19 protein-coding genes are annotated in these 18,787 nt (G+C 55.9%); 9 read left to right on the top strand and 10 right to left on the bottom strand.

What is annotated here, in order from left to right:
- Positions 1 to 83: 83 nt before the first annotated feature.
- Genes QYQ99_RS26345 through QYQ99_RS26305 form a run of 9 tightly spaced genes read left to right on the top strand, consistent with a single transcriptional unit; the run spans position 84 to position 9,702 of the window.
- The gene (locus tag QYQ99_RS26345) at positions 84 to 761 is read left to right on the top strand and encodes a TcpQ domain-containing protein (RefSeq protein ID WP_302090692.1); all 678 of its coding nucleotides are present in this window, start codon (positions 84 to 86) and stop codon (positions 759 to 761) included.
- Positions 758 to 2,548, top strand: coding sequence for a hypothetical protein (locus tag QYQ99_RS26340; RefSeq protein ID WP_302090691.1), 1,791 nt, complete (start codon positions 758 to 760; stop codon positions 2,546 to 2,548). The genes QYQ99_RS26345 and QYQ99_RS26340 overlap by 4 nt, the downstream gene beginning before the upstream one ends.
- 7 nt (positions 2,549 to 2,555) lie before the next feature.
- A complete protein-coding gene (gene pilO2 / locus QYQ99_RS26335; protein WP_302090690.1) occupies positions 2,556 to 3,899 on the top strand; it encodes a type 4b pilus protein PilO2 in 1,344 nt (447 codons plus the stop codon).
- Positions 3,886 to 4,338, top strand: coding sequence for a hypothetical protein (locus QYQ99_RS26330; protein ID WP_302090689.1), 453 nt, complete (start codon positions 3,886 to 3,888; stop codon positions 4,336 to 4,338). Before pilO2 ends, QYQ99_RS26330 begins: the two co-directional genes overlap by 14 nt.
- A 10-nt stretch (positions 4,339 to 4,348) precedes the next feature.
- Entirely contained in the window at positions 4,349 to 6,139 is a 1,791-nt protein-coding gene (locus tag QYQ99_RS26325) for an ATPase, T2SS/T4P/T4SS family (protein WP_302090688.1), read from the top strand.
- Entirely contained in the window at positions 6,139 to 7,263 is a 1,125-nt protein-coding gene (locus tag QYQ99_RS26320) for a general secretion pathway protein (RefSeq protein ID WP_302090687.1), read from the top strand. The genes QYQ99_RS26325 and QYQ99_RS26320 overlap by 1 nt, the downstream gene beginning before the upstream one ends.
- A complete protein-coding gene (locus tag QYQ99_RS26315; protein WP_302090686.1) occupies positions 7,238 to 7,882 on the top strand; it encodes a prepilin-type N-terminal cleavage/methylation domain-containing protein in 645 nt (214 codons plus the stop codon). Before QYQ99_RS26320 ends, QYQ99_RS26315 begins: the two co-directional genes overlap by 26 nt.
- A gap of 44 nt (positions 7,883 to 7,926) precedes the next feature.
- The gene (locus QYQ99_RS26310; protein ID WP_302090685.1) at positions 7,927 to 9,291 is read left to right on the top strand and encodes a type II secretion system protein; all 1,365 of its coding nucleotides are present in this window, start codon (positions 7,927 to 7,929) and stop codon (positions 9,289 to 9,291) included.
- A gap of 9 nt (positions 9,292 to 9,300) precedes the next feature.
- Positions 9,301 to 9,702, top strand: coding sequence for a hypothetical protein (locus tag QYQ99_RS26305; RefSeq protein WP_302090684.1), 402 nt, complete (start codon positions 9,301 to 9,303; stop codon positions 9,700 to 9,702).
- Between the two features lie 61 nt (positions 9,703 to 9,763).
- Here QYQ99_RS26305 and QYQ99_RS26300 read toward each other — a convergent pair whose 3' ends face one another.
- The 10 genes from QYQ99_RS26300 to QYQ99_RS26255 all read right to left on the bottom strand — a co-directional run bounded on the left by QYQ99_RS26300 (position 9,764) and on the right by QYQ99_RS26255 (position 18,395).
- Positions 9,764 to 10,813, bottom strand: a complete 1,050-nt coding sequence (locus tag QYQ99_RS26300) for a CAP domain-containing protein (RefSeq protein ID WP_302090683.1) — start codon at positions 10,811 to 10,813, stop codon at positions 9,764 to 9,766.
- A 296-nt stretch (positions 10,814 to 11,109) separates the two neighbouring features.
- Entirely contained in the window at positions 11,110 to 13,503 is a 2,394-nt protein-coding gene (locus QYQ99_RS26295) for a DEAD/DEAH box helicase (RefSeq protein ID WP_302090682.1), read from the bottom strand.
- A 101-nt stretch (positions 13,504 to 13,604) separates the two neighbouring features.
- Positions 13,605 to 14,201 (bottom strand): hypothetical protein, encoded by a 597-nt coding sequence (locus tag QYQ99_RS26290; protein ID WP_302090681.1) that lies wholly within the window; start codon positions 14,199 to 14,201, stop codon positions 13,605 to 13,607.
- 60 nt (positions 14,202 to 14,261) lie between these two features.
- On the bottom strand, positions 14,262 to 14,513 hold the full coding sequence (locus QYQ99_RS26285) for a hypothetical protein (RefSeq protein ID WP_302090680.1): 252 nt from the start codon (positions 14,511 to 14,513) through the stop codon (positions 14,262 to 14,264).
- Complete coding sequence (locus QYQ99_RS26280; protein WP_302090679.1) at positions 14,506 to 14,853, bottom strand: hypothetical protein; 348 nt, start codon at positions 14,851 to 14,853, stop codon at positions 14,506 to 14,508. Before QYQ99_RS26280 ends, QYQ99_RS26285 begins: the two co-directional genes overlap by 8 nt.
- Before the next feature lie 222 nt (positions 14,854 to 15,075).
- Positions 15,076 to 15,300, bottom strand: a complete 225-nt coding sequence (locus tag QYQ99_RS26275; protein ID WP_302090678.1) for a hypothetical protein — start codon at positions 15,298 to 15,300, stop codon at positions 15,076 to 15,078.
- A gap of 497 nt (positions 15,301 to 15,797) precedes the next feature.
- Positions 15,798 to 16,925, bottom strand: a complete 1,128-nt coding sequence (locus QYQ99_RS26270) for a DUF6094 domain-containing protein (RefSeq protein ID WP_302090677.1) — start codon at positions 16,923 to 16,925, stop codon at positions 15,798 to 15,800.
- 77 nt (positions 16,926 to 17,002) lie between these two features.
- The gene (locus tag QYQ99_RS26265) at positions 17,003 to 17,563 is read right to left on the bottom strand and encodes a hypothetical protein (protein ID WP_302090676.1); all 561 of its coding nucleotides are present in this window, start codon (positions 17,561 to 17,563) and stop codon (positions 17,003 to 17,005) included.
- Positions 17,564 to 17,664: 101 nt separating this feature from the next.
- On the bottom strand, positions 17,665 to 17,898 hold the full coding sequence (locus QYQ99_RS26260; RefSeq protein ID WP_302090675.1) for a hypothetical protein: 234 nt from the start codon (positions 17,896 to 17,898) through the stop codon (positions 17,665 to 17,667).
- 212 nt (positions 17,899 to 18,110) lie between these two features.
- The gene (locus QYQ99_RS26255) at positions 18,111 to 18,395 is read right to left on the bottom strand and encodes a hypothetical protein (protein WP_003054979.1); all 285 of its coding nucleotides are present in this window, start codon (positions 18,393 to 18,395) and stop codon (positions 18,111 to 18,113) included.
- Positions 18,396 to 18,787: the final 392 nt, after the last annotated feature.

Below are 18,787 nucleotides of genomic sequence, written 5' to 3'. Positions count from 1 at the left end.
TCGCGCTTACTGCCTGGCCGACCTTGGCGCAGGACAAAGCGGACGCATCCGCCAAATCAACGCTCCTGCAATCAGAAATCGAAGTGACATGGCAGGACAAGGCCCAAGGCCTGGCTCAACTGCTGGCAGATCGGCTGGGCGTCCCCTTCACGAGTGCGGTACCACTGGACACTCAGGTGTCCGTCAAACAGGCAGGTGGCTCCACGGTCGCCAATCTGATCTCGACGGTCAACAGCCAACTCCCCCCAGGGATCAAGCTTCAGCTCACGGAAACGGCTGCTGGCACCAAGCTGGAGGCAGTAGCCGCGAGCGCGCCGACTACAGCGGTGGCCACTGCAGTGGTACAGGGAAGCGCACCATCGCGCGCGCAGATTGAGGGACTGTTCACAACCAACGCAGCTCCAGGCTCGGGCTCGTGGGTGGACCAGGCCCGCCAACACTGGAAAGCCTCCTTCACTGACGGCTCTGGACAGCCTGCACGTCGCTGGGAGCTCAAGCTCCAGGACGTAACGCTGAACAAGGCCTTCACACGCTGGGCCGCTGAAGCCGGCTATCGCGTGCGCTGGGATGCGCGAAAGCATGTCGTGATCGGAAGCCCCGAGACCTACGAAATGCCATTCGAGCAGGCCGTGACCGCCGCTCTGTCGTCACCAGGCATTCAAGCGAGCGAATACCCGCTCGATGTCTGCTTCTACCCAAATAACCCGCCCTTGGCCCGTATCACCCGCCGTGGCGAGCAAGACAAGGAATGCACCCAATGATTCTGGCCAACTTAAAGCACAGCGTCGTACCCACGGCCCTCGTTTCTGCTCTGCTGCTCGCAGGATGTGTTTCGCCCGCAGTCACCCAGCAAGTTCGTGGTCACATTGACAGCTCCATGGAGGCCGCAGGTGTCATGAATCGGAGCCTGCGCGTAGAAGAGTCCACTCAGGGCCACAAGGCTGCCACAAATGCAGCGGCCGCCCGTCAGCTCTCGCCCATCGTTGCGCGCCGTGCTTCGCGTCCATGGATCGGCTCCGAGATGATCGAGATCAGTTCCGAAGACTCCCTTCCCGCCATCTTCGATGAAACCTTCAAGCTCATCAGCTTTGAAGACAAAAGCACTGGCGGCAAGGTCAGCCTCGCAGTTTGGGCCGAACGCATGTCCCGCATCACGGGTGTTCCGTTTCGCATCAAGCAGGACGTATACAGCCCGGCGTCATCGGCAGTCGCCTCTAGCCCAAGCACCGCCCAGCCGGCCAAGCCCGCGACCGCCACAGTTGCAGGAATGAGCATGCCAGCACCTCTGGCCGCTGCTGGCCAGGCGAACGTCGAGGTCATACGCCCTGGTCCTAACCTCATGCTCGACACGGTTGAGATGGACTGGAAGAACAACACGCCGCGCGGCATCACCGAGTTCGTAACAGCCAGGCTGGGACTGTCCTATGCGTATCGCGATGGCGTGATCATTATTGAGCGCTACGTCACCGAAACCTTTGAGATCGCCGCTCTTGAAGGAAGCAAGGACTTTGCTATGAATTTGCAAGGCGGCTCAACATCGGGTGCAAGCAGCACCACCGGCGCCACCGGCAATTCCCAGTCCAATTTCCGCATCGACGAAGCTGGATCACTGGACATCTTCAATTCATTCATGAATAGCCTGCAGCAGATGGTGGCTGCAGTCCCCGGATCATCCATCGCCGTCAACCAGGGTACCGGTAGGTTCGCCGTGACCACGACCAAGGAGGCCATGCAGCGCATTCGCCAAGTGGTCAAGTCCGAGAACGAGTCGCTGAAACGCCAGGTCCGCATTCAGATGGATATCTACTCCATCACGACGAAAGACGGCGACGAGAAAGGCGTGAACTGGGGCGTGGTGCTCAATTCGCTGACCTCCAAATGGGGCGCCACCATTGATTCGCCCACTTCGCTGGTGGGCGACACGGCTGGCCAATTCGGGATGACGATCCTCTCTTTGGCAAATGGCGGCAACCCGAACAGCGGCACGGTAGCACGCTGGGGAGGCTCACAGGCGGCCATTCAGGCGCTGAACGAGTATGGCACCAACATCCAGCATCGCCCCATTGAAATGCAGGCGATGAACCGCCAATGGGCTCGAAAGACCAACCTCAACGACCGTTCATACGTGTCTGAGACGCTGCCATCGACCTCCACTGCTGCCGGCTCAGGGTCAGTGGGCATGAAGACAGCCAATGTGACCACAGGCGACCGCTACATGATCCAGCCGGCGATTCTGGACGACGGCTCAGTGCAGTTGAGATTCGGCATCAGCATGACAAACCTGGTGGCGATGACTGAGACGACCTCGGGCCAGGGAACTTCGATCTCAAGGGTCCAAAACCCCGAAAGGTCAGGCATCGACGATCAATCGACGGTCATGCTCAAGGCTGGCCAAGTAATGGTCCTCACCGGCATGGCCCGCTACAAGGCCAAAGACCACCGCCGCCGTCTGGCTGAAGGTTGGAGTTTGCTCGCTGGCGGCTCTGACGCGCAAAGCCTGGAACGTGAGGAATTCCTCGTTGTGGTTCGTCCTGTGCTCATGAACTGAGGCCACCATGAGCGCATACCTCATCGAACGGCGCTATGTGATCGGCGTGACTTGGCAGCAGACCGTCCAAGCCGTGAATCTCAAAAAGCACGCACAGCAACTTGCTCGCAAGGCAAAGGCAGACTACTACTGCACGGTCGCACCAGCCACCGTAGGCACCGCGAAACTCAAAGTCTCCAACCAGGGGGAAAAGCTCATCGCCTTGGCTGCCGGCGTGGCCGCTTTCGCCAACGGCCATGTGTTTGCAGCCATCAAGCTCCCACAAGGGATCTGGATCTGCGCCGCAATCGACGGAGCACCAGCGACCGGCTTCGATGCTCTGGTGACGGACGAAGAAGCTGCTCGCGCGCGGCTCGCAGCATTTGAGCGATTGGCCACCTCGTCAATCTCACTGTTCACGAATGAGCCAGATTTACTTTACCCTGCCCCACAGGTACAGCCGGTAACGCTGAGCCAGGTCATCAGCGCAGCAGCCAGCAATGAGGCCAGCGAGCCCTTGGCCAAGGTCGGTACCAGCATCCCTCCAGCTGTGCTCTACACCGTCGCCGGCGCGCTCCTTTTGCTCGGAGGCGTACGCGCTTGGGACTATTGGCAACTGGAGCAAAGACGCCAAGCAGAGCTCTTGGCCAACGCCAATGAGCTGGACCCCAAGACAGCATGGACTCAAGCCTTCCAAGCATATGCACAGGAGAAATCTACCTACGGGCACGAAGCGCTACGTGCATTGCGCGAAGCCACTGAAAAACTACCCACCAGCATCGCGGGGTGGCGCCTAAAGGAGACTGACTGCAAGCCAAGCGCTGGCAGCACTTGGGGCTGCACGCTGAAATTCGAGCGCACCGCTGATGTGGGTCTCGACCCCACCAACGAGGACTTCGATCGTTTGCGCCCTCGCGAGTGGACGGTCCGCTATTCCACAGTGGATGAAATAGAGGCGGTGATGCAAGTGTCAGCGCCTGCACGCCGCCTCAATTTCGATGAACTTACCCCACTGGCCATCCAGCAAGTACGTGGCCTCAGCTCGTTGCAGCTGATCTTGCGCGCTTTCAGCGGAAAAACCATTGGGCCATTCCAGCCGGAAGCAGTTCCTGCACCGCTCAACAAGGTCGGAGAGCCCGTGTCCATGCCTGCAGAGCTAGGGCTGGCCATCTACAAAGCTGCGTTGACCAACCTTAGCGGCCCCTTGCTCAGCGTGGACCTGCTGATAGCTCCAGAGCTACCGGTGGCGTGGACCTCATTCAAGGTCGACTTTGCCCGACTGCCAAACGACTGGCAAGCCAACGGCGAAGCGTCTCTCAAGAAAAGCCTCATGACGGCCACATTGGCCGGAGAAATCTATGCAAAGAACTAAGCCCGCCGTTGCAGCCGCGCTGATTGGCTTCGCTATGCACGCTGCCGCCCAGGATCTCGCTGCGGCCGCATCGCAGCCACAGCCAGGCTATGGCTTTGCTCCAACTGTGAAGAAGCTCATGCAACTCGAAGCCGATAAAGCCGTTGAGGCTGCGCTCGGCCAAACGGGCGGCTCCGCTCCATCAGCCGCGGCTCCACAAGCAGCCGCACCAACTGTGCAGCCAGCCGTAGAAACACCGCCGGAGCCTCGCCCACTTCTTACCCTCAATGGAATCTATGGACGCATAGGCCGCTGGACGGCCGAGGTCGCTATCGACGGTCGCATCTACGCCTTTACGCCTGCAGAGATGAAGGCCGGCTACACAGCGAAGCGCATTGATGCACGGTGCATCGAACTGCAGCACAGCAAGTTCCCGCAAAAGCTCTGCAGCGACCGCTGAGGAACCAAAGATGCAGTGGCCATTCTTCTCACGTCAACGTTCAACAGTCCCAGCTCCGCCGACTGCGACCACTTTCGTCCTCAGTCAACGTGTCATAAAGACCGAGACCGAGCTGCTCAAGGAAGTGAGCTTCCATCGCCCACTCGGGAAGGACAAGGACATCAACCTGGCGGGAAGTCTGGCCCAGCACATCTGTCCTCTCGAAACACGAAAAGACAGCAAGCAGTTCATTCTGCTCGTGAGCAACCGCCACCGAAGCTCGCAAGAACTACGGGCTACGACCGAGCTCCTCCTGTCCAAAAACTACCGTCTCGCACCAGGCGCCAACGTCTATTTGGTCGAGAGCGAAACCATCATCCATGCCGTCTCGCGTGGCCACATCGACGGGACCCAGGGGGAGCGCCTTCGCAACATTCTGGGCGACAGGGCAAAAGCGGGCTACTACCAGTCGTTCGAGGAACTGGTGCGTTACGGCGTAGCCAACCGCGCCTCAGACATTCACCTGAACATCTTCACTGCCCAAACACGCAGCGAGGTGCGGTTCACGATCGAGGGCAAGTACGTGGCCCCACCACGCTTCCACTTGCCAACTGCAACTCTTCTGTCCATCGCTGGAGTCGCGTACCAAACTGCCAAGGGCGTCAAAGACCCCGTTTTCAATGGCACTGTCGAATCCCAGTGCCGGATCTTCATTGATCTGGCCGAGTTTGGACAGTTCATGTTGCGCTGGGCGTCGATGGCCTGTGACGAAGGCCCGCAGATCACCATGCGGATCACGCCAATCAATGCCAAGAAAGAACCGCTGACGCTGGAGCAACTTGGCTACCTCCCCACCCAGATCTCCATGTTGATGCGGGCCATGCGATCCGAGGGCGGTGCAATCGTCCTATCTGGGGTCGTTGACTCAGGCAAATCGACAACGATATCGACACTACTCAGTGGAGTTCCAAGTACGCGCAAAGTGATGACAGTGGAAGACCCGCGAGAAAACATCTTGCCAGGCAGTCACTTCCACCAGAACACAGTGAGTCGCGACCTTGAAAGCGATGACGACCCTTTCAAGCCAAAGAAGAGAACACTAAAGCGAACCGCACTTAACGATCTATTCATCGGTGAGATTCGTGACCAGCAAACTGCCGCCCTGCTTCAAGATGCTATCGAATCGGGCACGAACTGCTATACGACTGTCCACGCTCGTAATTGCATGGGTATACCAGCACGCTTGATATCGCCAGGTATTGGCATTGACATCGATGTCGTTTCCACCCCTGGAAATCTCAAGCTCTTGGGATATCAAGCACTACTTCCGAAAAACTGCCCTGGCTGCAAGCTAAAGGCCACAAAGCTCCTACAAGGTGAAGACGCAATAGAGTGGGAGGATTACTTCTCTCGCATCAAACGTCTTTACGACATCGATCCAGAAAATATATATGTCAGAAACCCCGATGGATGCGATAAATGCCGGCGTGATGGCTTGCCTGAACTGAATGGCCTACTTGGCCGCACCGTCGTCGCTGAGTTGGTTGAGCCTGACGACTATTTCCTGGAATGTATCCGCGAATCCAAAACAATTGAACTGAGCCGGTATCTAGCGTCATTGCGCACCTCACGATATGACGATCCAGATATGACAGGAAAATCTGCAATGGACTGTGCCATATACAAAATGAGCAAAGGTGAAATAGACCCTAGAGAGATCGAGCCTCGATTCATGTCATTCGTCACAGTAGAAAAACGCCGTGAAATGGCTGCAGTTCACACAAAGAATCTTCAATCAATTAAGAAGCTGCAGGTTGTGTGATGCGATCCATACTTAATTTCTTATCGCCACTAAAGCGCGCAGCACGTCAATTTAGAAAGCATCGAGCCGACTATTACGAGTATCTCGCTGACGTGCTTTCTGATTCCGATGGGCGAATCCTTATGCACGACATATTCGTAAAGGATGCTCAACGCTACGCACCAAAGAACCGTTGGCAGAAGCTCCGCCCCCACCCACGAGCAGTGCTTTCCGAATACTGGGCAAGCAAGTTTCTGGACACTGGCGCAGACATCGGCGCAACTTGGCGAGGCACGCTGCCCGATGCAGACATGCTGATTATTGCTTCAGCAGCTAACCACGGAGGCACTGGATCAGTACCGGACGCATTGAAAGAGGCTGCGCGCTTGGTGAGAGTGGTTGATGAGGCCCGTAGCCTGTTTCTCTCCATCATTGCTGTAGCAATATTCGCAATTATTGTTGTCCTTGCAACTCTCACAAGCGTGCCAGCATTTGTGTGGCCGCAAATTAAGGCCACCTTCGACTTTGTACCTGAAACACTTTATGGGCCGCATGCATTAGATCTGGACCATTTCTCCAAGGTCTTTGCCTCATATATCATTCCTCTAGCAATAGGAATACTAATACTTTGTATCGCATTTAGTTGGTCTTTGACACGTTGGAGCGGTCGCTCTCGTCAATGGGCGGAAAAGATAATTATCTACCGTGTCTACAGGAACTATCGCGGTGCGATGTTTCTTTCGACACTATCCACTCTAGTGAAGCGCGGCTCTGGTCTAAACCTTCGAGAAGGCATAAAGGCAATCTCATTGCAGGCGGAGCCATGGCTGCAATGGTACTGCCTACGCATTCAAGAAAATATCGAACTCGGCTTTGTGGACGGTAGGCTTTTCGATGTAGGTCTAATGGAGCCGGATGCTCTATATTACTTGTTCGATATTTCTGAAGCAAAGTCTTTAGAAGCGGGCCTTCAATTAACCGGTCGTCGCACAGAGCGCGATATGGGAAAGAGCATCAAAAAGCGTGCATTCATCCTCCGATGGGGCATTCTGTTTGTATCGTTAGCAATAGTCGGTTGGGTTGTTTTCAACACATTTTCTGCCATTCAAGAAATGACCGATGCCGCAAAAATGGTTTTCCTGTAAGTCTATTTCAACCTGCTTTATCAAGGAGCAACAAACTATGCAAAGCTTTATTAATCAATCTCGTCGCCTGCGCAAGACATTTCGACGTAAAGGAAAAGAAGACGGCTTCACGCTGATCGAATTGATGGTCGTTGCGGGCATTATCGTGATCCTCGCAGTGCTGGCATTTCCCGCGCTGCAAGGCCTATATCGTGAATACCGTGCGCCGTACTTTGCGCGAGACCTTGCTAAGGCCGTAGCGTCGATCCAGGGTGCAGCAAACACCGTGGCCACCGCGACGCCATATACAGGCGTGACAACTGCCACGCTGGCCAGCGCACTGAAAGACTCAGCTTTCAGCGTTTCCGGCGCTACTGCGACCCACTCCATACAAGCAACCGGATTGAACCCCCAGGCAATTGCCGTAACCGGCACGCCTGGCGCCAACCTGCTGGTCACGGTGTCAAAGGTGCACGAGAAGGCCTGCATGCCGATGATTACGCAGATGGTGCGAGCAGCTGAGAGCATCAAGGTTGGAACGGTCGTCGTAAAGGCCGCTGGTGGCCAACCTGCTATCGCGACGCTGCAAAGCAGCTGCGCGGTGCCGGCGGGCGTCGACATTGAGTACACCTTCCAATAACTCCCCCGCACGCCGTGCCGCATCTGGCACGGCCAAAGGACACTATGCTGCGCAAGCGCCCTCATCGCAAACAACAGGCTGGCTTCCTCCTGCTTGAGCTCATCGCTGTGCTTGGCTTGACCGCTGTTCTCGGCGTCTATGCTTCCAAGGAGGCAATCGACAAGATCAACAGCGGCCGCGCAGAAGCTACCGGCGTCTACCTCTCGACGCTCAAGGACGGACTGGACAAGTTCCTGAACCTTAATGCCCAGGCCCTTGCCATGGGATCGGTTGTGGCCGGCTTCTCCGATGCACTCGCCCCCACGGTCGACGAGCTGCGCACTGCCAAGTATTTGCCTGCCTCATTTCCTCTCATCGACCCAATGAGACGCCGGCAACTCATCACGGTGGATCGATCTGGCTGCCCAGGATCGACGTGCTCGCTTACCGCCTATTCGTACAGCCACCTACCACTGACCGCCAGTTGCAATGGATATGCAACCGATGGAGCCTGTGCGGCTGCGACGGGCTCCGTGTGGCATGTGCAAGCTGAAGAGATCAGATCCGCTAGCCAGGGGTATGGCGCTACAGTGACCTTGCTTGCGCCCAGCCGCTTGCGTGGGAGCAGCTGTGACTATCCAACCCCAGGGGGCGTAGGCCCAGCCACTTATGGCGTTTGCACGACCAGGACTGCAGCGATCTATTCTCAATTTGTACGCATCCGAGACGACCGCGATCCCGACCTGCAAGGCGACTTGAGCGTGGTTGGCAAGGTGAAGTCCGGCTCGCTCGCGTCCCAATCGCTGTCGATCACAAATGGTGGCGCGGAGACCACCAACATCAACAACCGCGGCGACTTGACCGTAAAGAATGCGGGGGGAGTGGCCACGGCCGGTATCTCAATGAGTGACGGATCTGGCCGTACCTATGGTCAAGTCATCAAGCCGACAAGCATTCAGGTCAAGGGCAACTGGTGCGGAGGCACACACCAGCAAGGTGATATTGCCCAGGACTCCAATGGCTTGGGTTTGGTGATGTGTAACGGCAGCTATTGGATCGGAGTATCTCCTCAGAAGGATGCTATTGCAGGAGGCTGGTGTCCGAGTAATGAGGCCGTGGCTTGGAACAGCCAGGACGTTGCGCTTTACTGCTCAGGGAATCAGTGGGTGACGCTTGCCGACCGATTCGGAAGAAAAATATTCTTTGATTCCTACTCGGCTTGGAATGGAAGCTGGATAAATAAGCCTGCATGTACCTCTGGCACTAGAGGCGCAATGATTATTCTCACCCCAAAGAACCAAAGCACGGACGCATTCAAATTGAATCACTATGCAATAGATTATGGATGGGCATGGGCTATATCTATAGTCGACAACAACGGTGTTGCAGCCTCGGGCGAAGCCATTGCACAAACCTATTGCGTCTATTAAAGGTAATCTATGAAGTTTAGAAGATATATAATTCTGTTCGCGTCTTTTGGAGCCTTTGGCTTGGCCATAGCGCAAAATTATGACTCGACTGGGTCAGCAAGATTATGGGCTCCAAATCCGCCACCTTACGTCTCTGAAAAAATAGTAGTACCTGGATATGGTGCTTATGCTGAAGGAACTGTTGTTAGTACCTTTGAGGCATTTTACCAAGATGGACAATGTGGAAATCTATTCGAACGAGGCGTCTGCACGGCTAAACAAGGAGCTCAAGGATACTTGAAAAAAACATTTATTGGATCTGGTCCAAAGGAGTTTGACGGCTGGCGGAAGTACCCAGAAGGACCATCATGCCCTATGAATACAGAAGGTTATGCAATTACAACCCTCGGCGGGCATGGCATCTGCAATTAAGTGCTCATAAATAGGCCTGACAAAAGCTCCCCCTTGTTGAAGGGGGAACTTTTTATTTAATCTAGCTCTGGTTACCTGTTGTGAATCGGATTACTTTTCTAAAGCCCTTGCCATCCGATGATCCGTCAACGGACACGCTGTAGGCAGTGTTCGGCTTTAACGGATGATTGGGGATCACAAATGCTTGATCCAGTGTCAGAATCTTGTGCATATCATCCGACGCGTTAAAGATCTTAGTATCAACCAGAGCACCAGATGCTACATCTGTCATGCTTGCAGAAGTCACAGTGATCTCACCTCCACTGCCTGAGGTGAGGATGACAGGATGCCCCATCGGAGACAAATTGAAGTCACGGCTTGGATACGGGTTAGGCGTTTCCGATGCGAATACGGGTGTCACATCAGTGATTCCATCGCAGGGGAACGATCTGATCTCTCCACCTCCATACATAGGGGCAGTGGAGCCGGCAGGAACACCAAAATTGACAACTGCTGTTGAATAGAAAACCGTTTCCCCTGGGATGGAGGTCAGATTGGAGGACATCGAATATCCCACACCCATTTCGTTCCATTCGCTAACCGCCCCTGCCAGATGATAGACGGTCGCAAACAGCCCTCGAATATAGGTTCGGCCAGCCGGGTTAAGCGGCGTCTCAATCCCTGAGTTACTCGTACCTGCAAACAAGGACCCACTGTTACCACCGCCGGCAATCTCACCTAAGACGCTCGGCTGGTATCCCGCAGCTTTCGCACGGGCCAAAAGATCAGACCCAGTGAATCCTGGGTTGATACTAATTTGAGTATGTCCCATCGTCTTATTTGCCTGCAAATAACTGGCATGCCCCTGAGCAGAAATATCCAGCAAGGAATTCTGCTTGATCGAGCTGAAACCGCATGTCATGCGGTTTTTGTTGATTATGTCGAAGATTTGCGCACGATTCGCATCCGCATAATTACTGGACGGAATCTCCATTGGATAGTTCGCTTTGGGGGTTTCCGGGACCGGCTTGGAGTCGGAAGGTGCGCTTCCTCCGCTATCACCGCCACCACCCCCGCATGCAGCGAGCGCGCATGCAATTGCGACAAGAGACAATGTGCTAGAAATCTTCATTCGGAACCTCTGTATCAGATAGGAATTGCGCTCGAAGCAAAATTAATCGAGTGCAAACAAGCAATAGGAATTTTGATTAAGACGCGACAGCCGACGACTGTGCAGGAAGACTGGAAGGCGTTATTTCATTGAACACTCCGCGTGGAATTTATCTTGTGGGCTCCTCACAAGGGTTGAACGCGAAGATTTCCAACGAAGCCTTGTGTAACTATGCGTGACAATTGTATGTCTGTCAAGACTTCAGAAATATAGAAATATGACCACAAGCTGTGAAAACAGCTTGTGGTCAAAATGGGCTACATCGTCAAAAGGTCTCTCGCGAGAGCCATCTCAATGCTTTCGCCCTCGTTGTCGTTGAGAACGTCCAGTCCACTTTCAGGCATATCGCCAGAGGTGGACTGCGATACCGCGATTTTCTTGGCCATGAGTCGCAGGCATTCCATTTGTGAAGTGCCGGCGTAGCCAAGGAAGATCACGCGAACATCATGCTTCTGACCAATGCGCCAGGAGCGCCTGGCAGCCTGAAGCATCGTGTAGACGTTGAATCCCGATTGCATGAAAGCGATCGTTGGGAACTCAAGCAAATCCAGGCCAGTCTTCACCAGCTCGGGATTGGTGATGAGCACATCGATGCCTCGCTCTACCTGGTCCGCTACCCAGTCTTCACGCTTGGCCGCATCTACGCTGGCACGCAGCACAGCTACCTTGAACCCCCTGGCTTCGAGCAGCATGCGCAACCGGGCCGTGGTGTCGCGGGTGCCTGAATAGATTGAATAGACCAGGACCTTGCGGCCGAGGGCTTTCTCATCCATGCAGAGCTGAATGAGCTTGGCCTCTTTCGGAGTGCATTCAACATCATCGAACAGAGCCGGCTGCATGTGCAGCAGCTCCTTGCTTCTTGGATGCCTCACCGTTTCCGAACGAAAGCAGCATTCTGGCCAGGCAAGCAGTACGTTCATGACCACCCCCAACAGAGTGCTGTCCTTCATGGCCAAGGCCTGCTTCAGGATCTGCACCAGTTTCATCGACATATCGACGTATGCCTCAGCTTGGTCATCGCGCATTTGCACGTCAACAAAGGACTCGTCATACGCCGGCAGCACCTTCTGCCCAATGTCCCGCAGCTTTAGGAATACCGTAATGGGAAGCACGTAACGCAAGATACCCACGGGGCCGAACCCTGGAGCCTTGCTTGTGCGAACAGTCACGCCTTTGCCCTTGGCCGTGCGGTGGGAAGTAGTTGAGGTCTCTTTGTAGATGTCCTTGAGCACTCCATGCACGCGCATGAAGCCCATGGTCGCGGCAGCCATGGAACCTGTCTTGGATGGCTTGAAGCCGTCCTCGATCAACACCCTGGGATTGATGCGCCAGAGCAGGTGAAAAAGATCATCCGCATAGCCGCCCATGAGTGTGCCCGTCAGCAGAAGCACCTTTTCGCACTGGCTGGCCAACACGCCCATTGCCTGACCCTGGGCCGAGCCCTCGTTTTTGTACTCGTGTCCTTCATCGACCACCAGCAAACCAAAGTAGTTGGTCGGCAGATAGCGCTTGATGAACTCCGTGGGCTGATAGCCGCCCTGCCCGATTGAAAACTCGAACGTGGCCAGGCTTCGCTCCATGCGCTTCGCCTGCTTGTCGCTGAATACCAGCTCCCCGTTCTCGTCCATCAAGTTCAAGAACTCGTAGACGTTGTCCTCCAGCATCGCAGCCAGTGTTTTCTCTCCAAACTTGCTGAGCAGCCGCTTCGCAGAAACCGGGCCGATGGTTGGCATCTGCTGAAGTGCGTTGAGCACCAGGTCGGACATGGAGTCGATGGGCCGCCCATTGCGAATCAGCGTCCACAGCGTCGAGTTGCAGTGTTCGCACTTTCGCCGGCGGTCACTGAGGACCTGCTTGGCCAAGGGCACGGACATGGGCAAGGTCTCGTCGTCATCGCCCTTCGATTCGAGCGGCCGCATGCAGCAAGGGCAGCATGCAGCCACGAAACGCTGGCCACCAACGAGGATGGTGCGCTCGATAAAGGACGGACGCCAATGAAACCCCATACGCATCCGCACACGGCCCAGCACGAAGAACTCCGGCTGGCTCGTTGTAATGCCCAAACGGGCACGCATCTGCAGCAGCTTGCGCAGTGTGTCCGGGCCATTCAAGATCCAGACCCGAGCGCCGGGTACCGTGTCAAGAATCTCGCGCCGCCACTTGTAGACAAGGTGCGGAGGTGAGATCACAAGCGTGCGCGGATTGCGTCGCTGCAGCTGCTGAAGCAGCACAGACACGCAGATGGCCATCATGGTCTTGCCCGTGCCCATCTCCGAGTTCAAGACCGCAGCTGGCTCGCCTCGATCAGCCAGAAGCTTCACGATGGCCTGAACCGCTTCGGATTGCTCTTTGAATGGCTTACGCTTCAAATTGTCGAGGATCTGCTGGCGGGCCAGCCAGGCCTCGGACATTTGATCGTGCTGCGGTAGATAGACAGGCGGGTTCTGTGACCGGACCTGATCGAGCAGCCCTTGGCCAAACTCGCGTATGAAATCTCCAAGGGGCAGGGTTTCATCAATCACTTCGGCCAGAAAATCTGCGCCTTCGATCGTGCCAAATTCATCAGCGACTTCCTGTACCGCCGGGGCGGCCTCGGCCGCAGTAGTAGATGCCTCTGTCACAGCCGGCTCAGCAATTGCCAAATCGCTCATTGTTTGCTCCAAAAAAATGATCGCACACCCCACAAAGGAGTGCGCGCCCAACGGTTAGATGAATGAAGGTAAGAAAGGCCTCTGGCGAGGCCTTGATGGAGTTAAGGAAGGAGAACGCGGTTGCGAACGCCCTCGCTTACATGCCGAATGAAGTGATCAGAAATACTTACACGCAGCGCGCGAAGATTTCCGATGCGCGGATAGAGGCCACCCCCGAGCTCGTGGACAGCCCCCTTCTCGCGACACCAGGCAATCAAGGGTGTTTGCCAGTGATCGAGCAGCGCAATGGGAGCCAAGGTTTTCACCAGGGTCCACACCTTTTCCTCGATGCCGGCGTCGACGTTGGACACGACCCAGCCAATGCGGTTGGGCTTGTCGATCTCCTGAAGGCGTTTGTCGTAGACGAACAGGTGGTTCAAGGGTCCAAAGAGGTTCTGACGCGGCAGACGGCCGGTGAACTTTCCCAGGCGCTCCGCAGATCCAACCTGGACATGGTTTCGCGTTCCTTCAGGGCTCACCAACGTGAAATCCGTGATTCCGTGCTCAGTCCTGCCCAGCTCCATAGCCGCGATGAACTGCATGGCAGAAGCATCGCGCCCATAGAGCGAGAGAAACATGAGCTCGCCCTCATCGTTACGCAGGCAAGCGTCGGCCCATAGATCCGCGAAACCCTCTATTCGGTGAAGCGCTCTTTGCATGAAATGCTCCTTTTATGGAGCAGCCCACAAGGGGCGTGCCCCGTGTGGGTGGATGAAAGACTATGGATTCGGTATCCAGAGCCAGGCGGCTACGTAGGTACCGTCTTCCGCCGGCGCAACCAGCGGCAAGGGATCGATGACGCATTGGTCATCGGCGTGGATCTCCCTGGCACGGGCGATCTCATCGGCGCACTCAGCGCGATTCAGGTCCTGGTTGTTGAGAAGCCTGCCGAGCTGCGTGACAGCACCGGCAAGGTCGCCCGACTCCCAGGAGTCAACGACATCCCGCGCTGTTTCTTCCAGCTCATGCATGGGCAGCGGCCTTTCGTTTTTCCAAGGCGTCGTAGTGCATTTCGACCTGCAGTTTGAGGTCCTCGATCTGCGTCAACGTCTGCGTATGCTGTTCGCGGACAACCTTCTCAGTCACACGCTTAGGCTTTGAAGCCACGAGCGTCTTGCTGAAATCGCCATCGCCGCCGAAACCCATTACAAAGCGCTTGAAACCTCCCTCCACCAATGACACAGAGGCCGATGTGACGAGGGAGCTATTTAACTTACGTGTTAAGACGGTGAGCACACGCCGGTCGCCGAGATCAATCTCAGTGTTCCCGCGGTGGCCATCACGGATGTTGTTAGAGAAAGATGTGTTCATGGATCGCTCCTAGTTGAAGTGGATAGAGCGAGCCCCTCCCCTGCGGGAAAGGCCCGCACGGGTGGTTGAAGAAATGCCAAGGCCTCTCGACCTGGTGCGCTTTCGTGGCTCAGCGCGCCTTAAAACCGTTTCTGATAGGTCAAACGGCTTTCCGCAGCTCACCCTATAGGTAGGCTGGGGAAAACCGGCTGTAGCCGGTTCTCGTGGGTTTAATGGGTCCTATCAGAATCCATCACTGATGCATGGCTTGCTGCTGGAAGCAAGCAGGCCAAGCGCCAGTGACAGATCGAAGGCAACCAGGTTGCGAAAAGTCCGGTCAGATTCCGTCATGCGCTCCCCGAGATGGAGCATGACGTTCTCAAGACTTGCAGATGCATCACACGCCTTGTTGAGCGCATCCAAGATCTGCGGGATCTTGGCGGGCAGCTCTGCGAGTGCGGTGGCCATGGGTGCGTCCTGCAAGTCAGCCCCTGCTGATCGAGGCTGAGGATGTGTTCCAGCAGCTGGACGGTATTCATTGAGCTCGCCATTCGGATGGAAGCATCAGCTTTGTCTCCGTCCAGTCAGCACTTGTCAGGACCCATACATACTCGCTGTTGACGAGGAATGCAGATAGTCGCTGGCCACGCGCCGCTTCCAAGTCGCGCGCAAGCATGACCAACTTCGTGTTGGCCAGCTCGCCTGAATCGCCACAGATGTGCCGCTGCAGGAGCTCGTGGGGATTGATGGTCCCCTGGCAAATTAGGTTGTCTAGGCCCAGCGTTGCTACGCATCGGCCCGGTCGAAACAGCGGTGTGTCATAGCGCTGCGATGGTTGTGCTGGCTTCACAGCATTTCTCAAGGTCATCTCCAATCAAGTGAATGAACGAGGACGACCTTCTCTGGGAAAGTGTCCCCAGGGGGTTGCGGTTCGCTGACCGAGGCCAGCAGTGGTTAAAGAAAAACTATGCGATGTTGACGATCCGACCCAGCCGGTGGTCGGGTGTGAACTCGATGGCATTGATGACGGGGACGAATCGGTCCAGCATCACCGTGGTTTGCGACGCTTGACCTTTCTCGTCAAAGTCAACGGACACCTTGCGCTCCTTACGTTTGTAGGTATCCCCCTTTATCAGGAGCGTTCTGCCGCCGGCGCCGTGGATCATTCCGACCACCTGGCCAGCCGCAAGGGCAAGCGCAAGGTGCCATGGCGTCAGATCGCGCAACGGCGGTCGACAAGCGCCGCCGACCTGGCTGAACTGCGATGAAAGCCCGCTCCAAAGCAGACTCGATTCATACTTGTCCAGCTCGTCGCCGAGCTGCTCGGCATCGATCTGCACAGCGTGGAAGTCGAACTCCTGATCGACCTGCAGCGCAGGAATGACATATGGCTGCAACTCCCAGGAGTCTGGAATGACAGGGGCGCCCTCTTCCGAGGCCTGGGCCTCAGTCAGTGGCTGCAGGGCCGCCTTGGTGGCATGGGTTGCCCGGCAGCGCTTGCCAATCACAATGCATTGTCGAAACTGCTGCACTGGCGCCATGAAGATCCGCAGATCCTCAAAGTTGCGCACCAGGTAGCTGCGTATTTCGTCGTCAAGCGCGTAGTGCGGAATGATGTAGACAAGCACTCCGCCATACGCGAGATATGGCACGGTTTTGCGAAGAAAGGTTCGCTCCAGGCGCTCGGCCTTATCAGCCTCCGCCAACAGCGAGCGCTGGGCTGATTGATCGGCTACGCCGAAGCCATAAGGCGGATTTAGAAACAGCAGGCCCATGCTTCTCGGCTTGAGCACGACATCGTGCACGTCCGAATGAATCACACGGTCGAGGATTCCCTTTGCATGACGCGCTCTGTCACGGTCGAGCTCGATGCCGAAGGCTTCGGCACCGCCGATTCGCCCTCGATCGACGGTCAGTAGCTGCCGTAAATCGGCGAGCGCGCTGCCCTCGCCGCAGCAAGGGTCAAACATGCGTATGCCCCCCTTCTCGGGCATCTGCAGCAGGTTTGAGATCCGGCGTATGGATTCCTCGTCCGTGGGGTAGTAGCCGTTTTTGACATAGTTGTGCGCCAGGCGCGAGAACATTAAGGCCATGGGCAGCTCCAGAAATGGAAAAGCCAGTCTCCTTGTGGAGAGCTGGCTTGGTTAAAGAGGTGGTACTTCAGTACCGCTTAGAACGGGATCTCGTCTGGATCAAGGCCAGCGCCGGTAAGCTCTTGAACCTTTCCGTAAATGTCGAGGCGCGGCAACTCGCGCTTCAATGCTTCTCGGTAGAGAGGGTTAGAGCGTGCATGCACCGCGATGACGGACGCTGCCGACTGCTGAGCGGGTAAGTCTTGAATGCGGCGAAATGCCACGGTATCGGCAAGCGCCATCACTTCTTCTACGTCTGGCGACTGCAGCTCGTCAATCTCAGCACGCATCTCTAGGCGACGCATGATATGAAAGAGCGCCTCATGATCGAACAGCCTCTGCACGGTCGACAGCATGCTGCCCCCTTCATGCATCCATATGCCATTGACATAGCGGATCTGCTCCACGGTGCGGTCCATGAGACGACACTGGAAGGCTGTCGAGCTCAGCTCAGTTGCCTTCGCAATAGCGTCCTTCGCGATATAGAGCCGGTAGTTGACCTCCATATGCGTGTCGTAGACCTCGTAGCGATGTGCGGGCTCATTCTGAGTCCACAGGAGAAGCTCTTTGAACGCAGCTTCTTTTGCACAAATGGACATAGAGTCCTCCTAGCTAGGCTCAGGGAACTCCAGCCCAAAGAGGCCAAAGCCCCATAGGGAAAGAAAATGCCAGCCCTGATTTCTCAGGGACTGGCACGGGTTTAAAGGTGGTCCTTCTGGGACCAGTGACCCTTCGCCCAGGCTTTTTCAGCATTGGCTTGGGTATTCCAAGTCTCCAGAGATTCACGGGTGAACGGGCCACGATCGGTACAAGTACCGAGGTAGAAGCCGCCTCCACTACGCAGAACCTGCATCGGCAGAACCTCGCCACATTGAGCAGCGAGAACGCCGTAAGTCACACCAGTAGTTGCTTGCGATTGAACGATTTGCGTCATGTCTTTTCTCCTGTTAAGGGGGAAAGGACGAGCGCGCCCGAATGGGACACGGCCCATCCGGGGTTGAGAGAGGTTGAAAACGTGAGACACTTTCCAGATGACTGAAAAGCGTCCCCAGTTGAGAGTGATAACAGGGACTCCTCGTCTTGAGGAGCCTCTGGACCTAGTGCATCTTTTCGAGGAAATGGATGCGCGTGATGCGCTACCTATTCTTAGAAAGAGGATGCGTCAGCAGACGGCGGCGGCAAATTCCGCTCTTTCAATAGTTGAACCAAGCTCGACGGCATGCCGTCAAGCAGCTCCGGCTTTTGATAGCAAGAACTGATCAGCGTCACGATCGAACAAACCTGCCCTGGTGCAACCTGCTCGCGCAGTCGCATCAGTGCTTCGTAGTCCTGCTCGGTACACATCGCCACGAACTTGCGATAGGCGTCATGCATTTGCATGCGCTGGTCCTCAGACCAAGCAATGAGCTTAAGGCTGGAAGGTGTGCCCATGGAGACTCCTCCCGATAAGGAGCGGGCACGCCGGCCCTTGCGGACAGTTGTGCCCGCGAGGGTTATAGAAAAATTATGCCCAGGGCATTGCTGCCTGCACTTTTCAAGGGCTCAAAGTGCGCGAAACCATATTGATGGTCAGATGGTTTCCCAGAAAATCCGCGATTGCTGCAGACACTCTGGGAACCCATCGGGCTCCCGGCATTGCCAGATTACAGTACCCAGGCCGCCTATAGGCTGGCCGGCTGTCACAACGGGCTCAGACAGCCAAGGAACGGCGCGGTCACGAGGCCGGCTTGGCTTTCACCGGACACGCACTATCGCAAAGCCGCTGCGCATCAGGTCGCAGCCACCCTAATTCCACCTTCCCGCTGCCTGGCTACCAGGCAGTA

It is taken from the genome of Comamonas testosteroni (assembly GCF_030505195.1).
Classification (GTDB): domain Bacteria; phylum Pseudomonadota; class Gammaproteobacteria; order Burkholderiales; family Burkholderiaceae_C; genus Comamonas; species Comamonas testosteroni_G.
The sequence above is the reverse complement of the archived record's forward strand: the minus strand, read 5'-3'. Positions and strand labels throughout refer to the sequence as shown.

What these genes read in the sequence shown, in the direction of transcription:
- QYQ99_RS26340 (WP_302090691.1), top strand. Translation starts at nt 758, where the DNA reads ATGATTCTGGCCAACTTAAAGCACAGCGTCGTACCCACGGCCCTCGTT.
- pilO2 (WP_302090690.1), top strand. Translation starts at nt 2,556, where the DNA reads ATGAGCGCATACCTCATCGAACGGCGCTATGTGATCGGCGTGACTTGG.
- QYQ99_RS26330 (WP_302090689.1), top strand. Translation starts at nt 3,886, where the DNA reads ATGCAAAGAACTAAGCCCGCCGTTGCAGCCGCGCTGATTGGCTTCGCT.
- QYQ99_RS26325 (WP_302090688.1), top strand. Translation starts at nt 4,349, where the DNA reads ATGCAGTGGCCATTCTTCTCACGTCAACGTTCAACAGTCCCAGCTCCG.
- QYQ99_RS26320 (WP_302090687.1), top strand. Translation starts at nt 6,139, where the DNA reads ATGCGATCCATACTTAATTTCTTATCGCCACTAAAGCGCGCAGCACGT.
- QYQ99_RS26315 (WP_302090686.1), top strand. Translation starts at nt 7,238, where the DNA reads ATGCCGCAAAAATGGTTTTCCTGTAAGTCTATTTCAACCTGCTTTATC.
- QYQ99_RS26310 (WP_302090685.1), top strand. Translation starts at nt 7,927, where the DNA reads ATGCTGCGCAAGCGCCCTCATCGCAAACAACAGGCTGGCTTCCTCCTG.
- QYQ99_RS26305 (WP_302090684.1), top strand. Translation starts at nt 9,301, where the DNA reads ATGAAGTTTAGAAGATATATAATTCTGTTCGCGTCTTTTGGAGCCTTT.
- QYQ99_RS26300 (WP_302090683.1), bottom strand. Translation starts at nt 10,813, where the DNA reads ATGAAGATTTCTAGCACATTGTCTCTTGTCGCAATTGCATGCGCGCTC.
- QYQ99_RS26295 (WP_302090682.1), bottom strand. Translation starts at nt 13,503, where the DNA reads ATGAGCGATTTGGCAATTGCTGAGCCGGCTGTGACAGAGGCATCTACT.
- QYQ99_RS26290 (WP_302090681.1), bottom strand. Translation starts at nt 14,201, where the DNA reads ATGCAAAGAGCGCTTCACCGAATAGAGGGTTTCGCGGATCTATGGGCC.
- QYQ99_RS26285 (WP_302090680.1), bottom strand. Translation starts at nt 14,513, where the DNA reads ATGCATGAGCTGGAAGAAACAGCGCGGGATGTCGTTGACTCCTGGGAG.
- QYQ99_RS26280 (WP_302090679.1), bottom strand. Translation starts at nt 14,853, where the DNA reads ATGAACACATCTTTCTCTAACAACATCCGTGATGGCCACCGCGGGAAC.
- QYQ99_RS26275 (WP_302090678.1), bottom strand. Translation starts at nt 15,300, where the DNA reads ATGGCCACCGCACTCGCAGAGCTGCCCGCCAAGATCCCGCAGATCTTG.
- QYQ99_RS26270 (WP_302090677.1), bottom strand. Translation starts at nt 16,925, where the DNA reads ATGGCCTTAATGTTCTCGCGCCTGGCGCACAACTATGTCAAAAACGGC.
- QYQ99_RS26265 (WP_302090676.1), bottom strand. Translation starts at nt 17,563, where the DNA reads ATGTCCATTTGTGCAAAAGAAGCTGCGTTCAAAGAGCTTCTCCTGTGG.
- QYQ99_RS26260 (WP_302090675.1), bottom strand. Translation starts at nt 17,898, where the DNA reads ATGACGCAAATCGTTCAATCGCAAGCAACTACTGGTGTGACTTACGGC.
- QYQ99_RS26255 (WP_003054979.1), bottom strand. Translation starts at nt 18,395, where the DNA reads ATGGGCACACCTTCCAGCCTTAAGCTCATTGCTTGGTCTGAGGACCAG.